A 7841-nucleotide genomic window follows, 5' to 3' on the forward strand; every position below is an offset into this window, starting at 1 on the left:
GGGAAATCGCTCTAGCCTGTGGCACGGGATCGCTCGTTGTCTTCATGAATCTCGTGACGGAAGGCTGGCTCTGTCGCCCGAACTGCGCGCTGCAGTTCGTCAGCATCTGCACACCGCGCTGATCCGTAAAGCCGCCGCCATGCCGGCATGGGCAGATCCGGTTTGGCTTTGGCCTGGTTACCAAGTGAACGCCAATCGCTAAACGCTAGCCTGCGGGACGGCAGCAAGGCGCGGCAGGAGGGCGTCAGCGAAGGCTACAGTACGCAGGCTATCAGAGTGATCACAAGGCCTGCCCCACAGAAGGCCGCGAAGATGCGGCGTGCGAGAGTATCGCTGTCCATTATCCTCACCCTTTATGCTTCGGTGTCACGGGGTATTCCAGCGCGGCACCGCGCGGATTTCGGCGGCTCCGCATAGGAAGGCTAACTATGCGGGGCCCGGCCACTTGCTGTGTTTGGCGTGGGGATGCAGCAAGGCTGCAGCGTACCAGAACACGTGCAACCTACTGCGTGGTGAAGAGAACTACCTCCAATACGCCCGCCCCGTGTCGGCGTGGCGAAAAGCAAGATCGGCACGCTTCAGGAGAGGGCGTTGCGTTTTCGCTATTAAGCCGCAAGCGATCAGTCGGGTACGAACGAAGCGGTCCCACACTCCTCTTGCGGGAGGGTGTGGGGCTTCACCGATGCATCATTAGGGCACTAGTTTGGTAAAGAGCCGCCAGCGGCGGCGACAACCATATGTCCGCCCCGCAAGCCGCGAGCGCCTTAGTTACCCCTAATGTGCTAAATTGCCCGGCATCGCCGTTGGGATGGCCCTCTTGGGGCGGTGGGTTCGCGCCGACACCGAGCGCCTACTCGATGGCGGAGCGATTTGCTGCTTGGAGGCTCAGTGCTAGAGCCCTTGCCTCCTCTCGGCCCCTCTTACAGAGCGACGAGACTCTCCACAGGCGAGTAGTCTGAGCGAAGGTCAGCTTCTATCTCGGTAAAGAACCTACTGTGATCGGGCCGAGTGCGAACGTGTTATCAGGGTCAGCCCTGCGCAGGTGCAGTTTGCCCGCCTGCCTGTAGTATTGGAAGCATCCGGAGACGCCGATTCTGTCGTTCCAGCACAGGCGTCCGTCCGGTCGGACGACATAGGTTCCGCTTCGGGCTACCCGGCCGTCGTCGGATTCGTATTTGCCGTTCGAATAGTACAACCACTGAGTCCCGTCACCCTGAACTTTACGGCCCACGGCCTGACTATTGACCTCGGCAGCGGTCAGGACGCCTGCGGGGAGTGTTACGGCAGCATTAGGTGGTTTCAAGTCCGTTGATGGTGTGATGGGTGAGCTAGACGCAGAAGCCGCGGTAAACTTCCGGCTTGGGGGGTCCCAGCGCAGGGTGACTGTGCAGGTCGCTGACAACGCACCTCCACAGGCCGCGCCATCACGCACTATTTGCACCGTTCGCGGCCGGGTATCGAGAATACGATATCCACGCACGACCTCGTAAAATCCGCGAAAGGCGTCGCCGCCGCTGGTCACGTAGATCTCGACCATTGCTTTGCCGCCCGCGCGAAAGGCGTCCGGCTTGCCAATGCAGTTGTAGTTGCCCTCGCTGATTAGGTAATCGTTCAAGCCATCGCCGCTGAAGTCCTGCACGAAAATGTAGGACCCTCCGCCGGGGCGGCCCCCTGCAACCCGGCAGGCAGTGTCAATGTCGACCATTTTCTGTTTCACCACGGGCGGCCTATGCGGAGTCTGGCCGGCGGCAGGGATGGAAGGTACGCAAGCAAGAATACTCAGAACAAAGCCGTAGTACGCTAGACCCGTTTGCAATTGCGCCCCCGGTTCGCCGCCACGACGCCAGCAGTTAGTGTTCCGGCGCGATTTCCATAATGACCTCGGAAGGCCTTACCTAAGTGTCCTGCGGGCGAGAACTCGGCCTTGGTCAGTCAGTGCGGCGTATCGCTCTTTGGCCTCCCCCCGCCCTACATCCCGCAGGGCCACCCAGCCGCGATCAACCGCTCTGCCTACAGTTGCTGCTGTTTCGCCAAGGGTCCTGAGGGGCTGCCATGAGTCCGGCTCCGTCACGGCTTTACCGGGCACATAGAGCTTGTACGCGAAGTATCTCGCGGCGATATCGAGTGCGTCAGCAGTCTTCTTCATAGGATGACTAGGCCCTGAGAGTAGAGAGCGGCCAAATCGTGGTTCTGGCGAGTGCGGCGAAGGTCAAGGCAATGATGCCGATCAGCAGCAAATCGAACCCAGTGAAGGCGTTAGGTCGGAAGGGACGGGCAGCAGTCTGCGACCGACATTTCGAGATCGCCTGTCGCTTGACGACTTCGCGACTGACCAGAACAGCAGCCACGCCTAAGGACAGCGCCATTGCCAACAGAAGAGCAACAGGCAGGGCATAGTGTGAAAGCAACTCGCATTCCCCTCGTGGTCGCCCTCACCTGTCATAGTTGGCATCTCCAATTTCTTACAACGGGGCAGATGAGGTACCCAGAGTTGCGAACAGTGGCTCCAGGGAAGGCTGGTAGGCAGGCGAAAGCAAAGATCTGTCTGCCTAGGGCGTAGGCGCCCGGCTTGGTTCTGCACCCGCCACCCCAGCTAGGGCGCCTACTAATTCCGCGCGGCTCGCACCGCGCGGGCCTTTCTATGGCGCTTGCCAGACTCGATCGAGCAGCCTCCCGGAGGTGTTCCACGCAAAAGCATTCCCCGTGCGGAATGCGACGGGGGATGACGGTAGCTTCTCCGACACGGAAGGTGATAAGGCCCCGTGGCTCTGACACGAGGGCTGCACGCCGGAAACTGTCACCGAGGGGGCGACCTGGGCACGCGCGTGCGAAGTGGCGCGCAACCACGGGCAAGTTCGCCCTAAGCCAGAACCTGCCACACACGCACAGCAAACCATGCGGACAAGAGGGCTGTGGCCTCGATCTCGAGTGCGATGACGCAGCCGTGGAAGAAGTTCATCGATGCGCCTCCCTTACGGCGACTCTAAGCGCAGAAAGAGCTAGGCCCTCCGAGGAAACGCCTGCCCTGACAGTTTGTTCCATGCGCAAAGCATCTGCAGAGTGACGGCAGACGTGTACGGCTGAAAGATCCAGAACGATTCACCCTCGATCCGCTCCACCAAATGCCGGGACTAAACAGCGGGACCGCGGTCTGCGCTTGCGGTGTGGGATAAGCCCCTACATGCGCAGGGGGCGACGGGTGGCCATGGGTCGCCCGTCGCCTCTCTTTCCCGGGAAGGCGGGACGTCCCTGGGCGCCCGGCGCCTCAAAGGCTAGGCGTTCAATTGGCGCTCTATCCGCGCGACCTCCGCCTCGAGTTCAGCGGCTTGGGCGAGTAGGGCGTCGCGGTCTGACCTGATCGAAATTAATACAGCCAGCCGACGGGCTTCGGCAGCTTGCTCCCGTTTCTTGCGTGCATCCCTCAACGCCCGTTCTCGAAAGCTTGCCACACACACCCGTGATCAACCAGGAATTGAAATGTCGGATTGAAGGGCGAAAGTGATGACGACGATCGCTGGGCAGGGCGTCCCACCGAGTGCGAGCGTTACAAGAAGATCTTACGGCGCATTGAGCGGGCTGATATTTCCTGAAGTGGCTCACTACAGGAACGGCGGTCAGTGATCGGGCGGGATAGAGGCTTTCCCGCCATCATCGAGTTTTCTTTTCCGCGCGGCAGTCTAGGCCAGCTACCCTTTCAGAGTGTGGGAAGAGGCGCTGCTGGTCTACGCGTGTGCCTCTTGAGTGGTGGGGCGGTGCGACTTAGATTGTCGTACCGTTCCTCCTAGGCACCGACGCTGGCGTGACAAACCATTGCGTAGCTCCGGTGGGGGCCACATCCGGTGACTGGGACCAAGCAACTAGGACCCGCTAGGCCTGTTGGCCTAGCCAATTTCCGAACAAGAGGCGTGCGTGGGCCGAGCGGCGGTCCTTCTGCCATCCACGGCCCTAAGAACCAAGGTCGGTAGGATGAAACAATTCCGCGTTCAGGTACCTTCTTAACTAAGACGTGACAAACCGACTCGGAGCCTTCACCGCCGGTAGGCATCATCCGGGCAAACCATTGAGCCACGGATTGAGGGAAAGTTGTCCGACATCAGGCGTAAACCTTCGTCATTCGAAGAGTATTGGCTGGCATCTAAGACTTGGCAGAGCAAGGGCCTGCCGCTTGGCGCTGCCCGGGCTCTGGCAAATGCGGGATTCCTTCAAGTGGATGACCTGAACTCAGCGCATCCTTCCGAATTGGCGGCCATCCCGAGAGTTGGCCCAAAGAGCCTCGCAATTTTGTACGCTCTCAGGCTCGAAAGATTAAAGCAAGCCGGGAGACCGGCAGACACCCCGGAGTAAATGCGGGCGTCCACCGGCGCCCGTTGGCAGTTGTTTGCAAAGGCACCTGGGGGATGCCGCCTTGTTCCAAGTGACGCGCCACTTTGCAAAAGGCGTGGGCGCAAGCATTGATGAGGCCTGACGCAGTTATGCTTCAGTGCCTCCGCGGGACCGACAGCTAAGCCGCCTAAGTAGATATGGTGGACGAGGCGCCGACGGGTGGCGACGGGCTGATCAGACAGGGTTGAGCCAACGGTAACCGACAAATCGGACGTTCTTGATCGCTGAAAAGCCAGGATCGACCGCCACGAATTTCTGGCGAATCCGCTTCATGAACGCACGGACGTTTGTCGTGTCGTGTTCACCTGCTCCGGCGATGAAGCCGGCAAAATGCACGGTGTCGTAGATAGCGCGGTACGTCTGGGGGGCGCCATCCGCTACTAGCAACGCCAGGACTTTGTACTCGGAAACGGTCAAGCCAATATCCCGCCCTCGCCACAGAGCGCGCGCAGTGCCCCGATGGAGCGCCAGCTCGCCATGATTCTCTACCTCGGGCTCGACCCGGGCCTGCGTTGTATCAATGCTGATGCGTTGGCGCTTGCCGTCGATGATCAACTGCAGCCGGTGGGCCAGCACGTCCGCGCCACGCGTCTTGTCTACGAAATCGACTGCTCCATGATGCAGTGCCTGCAGTTCCCGCTCGGCCAAGGAGTATCCTGTCAGAAGGACTACCGGGAGCCCGATCTTACGCTCTTTCAAGGCGACCATCAGATCGAGACCTGATATCTCCGGCAATGCCCAGTCGAGCAGACCTATTTTCGCCTCTAGGCCATTGCTCAGCGCGTCAAGGAAAGAAGGCCCCTCAGCAAAGCAAGAGATCGAAAACCCCCTGTCCACTAGGTCTGCCGACAGGACTTCACGATAGAGGTCATCGTCATCAACAAGTATTACGTCGAGCACTTGGCGCATTCCCAGACTGGGTGTGTGGGAAGAGAAGGCACAGGGCGGAGTAGACAACTAGGCTGGCTTGGCGGCATCGCCTCGCTTGCTAACCCGTAGCTTGGCGTCCCAAGCCGGAGGATGCGAGCGCTCAAAATGACCTCGCGGTGACCTGCACGCACTTAGATAATTGCAGTGTGTTGCCGTGAAGGGTGCCTTCTAAGGAATGGGACTGGCCGACGTCACGTCGCATGAGCAGCGACCCGAGTGCCGGCACCGCGCCACAATCGATTTGGTTCGCCCATTGAACCTCAACAAGGTGCACTGGGTTGAATGCAATCCTACTTGGCCGGCTAACAACTTGCAGCGCACCCGCTGGTGCCCTGCAACGCCTGCGTCCCTTGTTCCCAATGGCGCTTGAAGACCTTGAATGCCAGTGCGCGTGTACATCGACCATGGGACACGCCTAGTCGAAGCCTTTGCTGAAGACAACCTCGACGCCGCGGATCTCTTGGCCTACCTGGATCACCTCGCAGAGCAAGGTGCGATGCCCCAAGGCAAAGCTACTCGACACAACTGGCGCCAAAGTGACGATGTCGGCGGATGAACTAAAGTCCATCGGTGCGTGGGTCCGGAAGCACGCTATGGATGGACGCGGTCCGATCGGTCCTCTTGCAATCGTGTCCAATGGCGGCAATCAGTTTGACGCAGCGCATTTTGCAGATACCCCTGGATCGAACCGGCCGCTTCGCATCTTCAGGGATAAGGCCCGAGCTACGGCTTGGCTGAAGCAAGCCGCGAAGGCCGGCGGCCGGTGACGCTAGGTGGGCACGCCGATAGCGCCAGCCCCACCGGGCTAGCCTCTATACGGCACCACTCAATCTACTGTAGCAAGAAAAAGCCCTTCCGCCTTGGGACCGTTGTCACGTGCCCTGTTTCCCCCCGTTTCTGGCGCGCCCGCCTGGTCGCCAGTCCCTAGACGGGGTCACAACCGGGGCGGGCTGCATCCCGCGCTGACCGCCGCCGACCTCGGCCGTTCACGCTTGGTCGACCTGAAAACCGTCGATACTCTGGACGATCCAGTCGCCGACTCAAGCGGCCGTCCGCTTCCCATCCAGCGTCTCGACTGAGACCTTGCGGTTACTCTCCCGGAAGGCGACGAGCTCGCTGTCGGCATGAAGGGCGCAGAGCGCCTCCCACGCCTTGTCGTCGACAGTCCATTGCACTCTACCGAACGTCGGCATCCTAGGGCTCCCTTCGCTTAGCGTCGGCGACTTGTGTGGATCTAGGTGCTCCAACACTTCGGCCCAGCCCCGACAGTCGATGCATCGATAGGTAAATGTCTCAGTGCAGATCGCGTTGCCCTTACGTCGGCCGGACAACGATGGAACGCAAGTCTGCCGTCCTCTCCGCCATCTGCAAAGCTTGCACCTGGGTGTCGGGGAGTCGTGCGAGGCTATGTTTGACGTCAAAGTCCGTGAAACCCGCCAAGTGGTACCCATTCGTTTCCGCGAGGAGCTTACTGAGAGTGACTTTGCTGAGCCCGACAAGCTGGCGGCGCACTCGAGGCAGGGGTACGTTCGACTGCATCTTCGACATGACCGGCGTCGAAAAGGCCGAAACGTCTACTGACTTTGTCCCCACGCGAGGTGATCGCCATATGCGCACAAGGACCGAGAAAGGATCTACGTAGTGCCGCAGGACGACTTAAATCGCTCGTCCGCTTCTATACGGCCACCCACGTGGCAAAGGGCGGGAAGGTACCCTTTGTCGTGGCGACACTCGACGAGGCGCTCCGAATGTTAGGCGTCAAGTTATCAGAGTTCAGTCCGCCTCCCCTACGGCCTTCTAACGTCGGGCATCGATCTTACGGCCCGGCTGTTCTCCGCCTAAGCGTCACCCCTTTTGATTTGGCCGCTTTCCAGTCAGCCGATCCACGGCCGCGGGGTGTCGCTGCGGATCCGATAGTCGGAATGCCCCGCTGTTTGCCGGCTCGACCACGCACACCCAGGCAGGAGCCACAGGGGGAACAGCTAAACCGCTTCGTGAGATAGTCCACGTCGGGCAGGCCTGTTAGTGGCAGAGCGGTGTAGCGCCGGCAGATGTCGCAGCGCATCGACATAGGACCGAACGTCTTTTGCAGGGCGCGGAGACGATCCGGCATTCGAGTGATTTGCATGCTGCCGGGCGCGCCCAATCGCCGGAACATCCTACCGATTCGCATTATGGCCCATTGAACCGCACCAGCGTCGACTGCCGGCAATACCGCTGCGATGGATCCAGTGTTGCGTCGCGCAGGCCTTCGCCCAGGTCGAGAAGTGACAGAATGGGCCGCGGGTGACGAAGATACCGGGGCTAGGTCAACGCGCTTTTGAGCCGACGACGATGCGGATAGGCGCTTCCGTGGGCCGGGCGTCTGCGGGCCATTGAGTGTGCCGCGGAAGCGACGCCAGTCGGCCGGCCAGTTTCCTTTTGCTGCGTTGAACCCGGCCGAACGCAGGGCGTCGACGACCGCGGACGCGGCCTCGTCCGTCACCGGGTCGTTGCCATCCTTGATCAACACGACCACGCCGAGGATG

The 7841-nt window shown here is 60.5% G+C and carries 4 protein-coding genes; all 4 read right to left on the reverse strand.

Annotated features, from left to right (window positions below):
• Positions 1–973 precede the first annotated feature (973 nt).
• The 4 genes from RSO01_RS45025 to RSO01_RS48145 all read right to left on the reverse strand — a co-directional run bounded on the left by RSO01_RS45025 (position 974) and on the right by RSO01_RS48145 (position 6506).
• Positions 974–1705: a hypothetical protein gene (locus RSO01_RS45025; protein WP_147157161.1), complete on the reverse strand. Its 732-nt coding sequence runs from the start codon at positions 1703–1705 to the stop codon at positions 974–976.
• A gap of 448 nt (positions 1706–2153) precedes the next feature.
• Positions 2154–2408 carry a hypothetical protein gene (locus tag RSO01_RS45030; protein WP_147157162.1) on the reverse strand — a complete coding sequence of 85 codons (255 nt, stop codon included), beginning with the start codon at positions 2406–2408 and terminating at the stop codon, positions 2154–2156.
• A gap of 2149 nt (positions 2409–4557) precedes the next feature.
• Positions 4558–5292, reverse strand: a complete 735-nt coding sequence (locus RSO01_RS45040) for a response regulator transcription factor (protein ID WP_147157163.1) — start codon at positions 5290–5292, stop codon at positions 4558–4560.
• A gap of 1061 nt (positions 5293–6353) precedes the next feature.
• A complete protein-coding gene (locus RSO01_RS48145) occupies positions 6354–6506 on the reverse strand; it encodes a hypothetical protein (protein WP_170303856.1) in 153 nt (50 codons plus the stop codon).
• Positions 6507–7841: the final 1335 nt, after the last annotated feature.

This window comes from Reyranella soli (assembly GCF_007992495.1).
Lineage (GTDB): Bacteria > Pseudomonadota > Alphaproteobacteria > Reyranellales > Reyranellaceae > Reyranella > Reyranella soli.

Excerpts from the sequence above, each read along its gene's own strand:
- RSO01_RS45025 (WP_147157161.1), bottom strand. The coding sequence starts at position 1,705 with ATGGTCGACATTGACACTGCCTGCCGGGTTGCAGGGGGCCGCCCCGGC.
- RSO01_RS45040 (WP_147157163.1), bottom strand. The coding sequence starts at position 5,292 with ATGCGCCAAGTGCTCGACGTAATACTTGTTGATGACGATGACCTCTAT.
- RSO01_RS48145 (WP_170303856.1), bottom strand. The coding sequence starts at position 6,506 with ATGCCGACGTTCGGTAGAGTGCAATGGACTGTCGACGACAAGGCGTGG.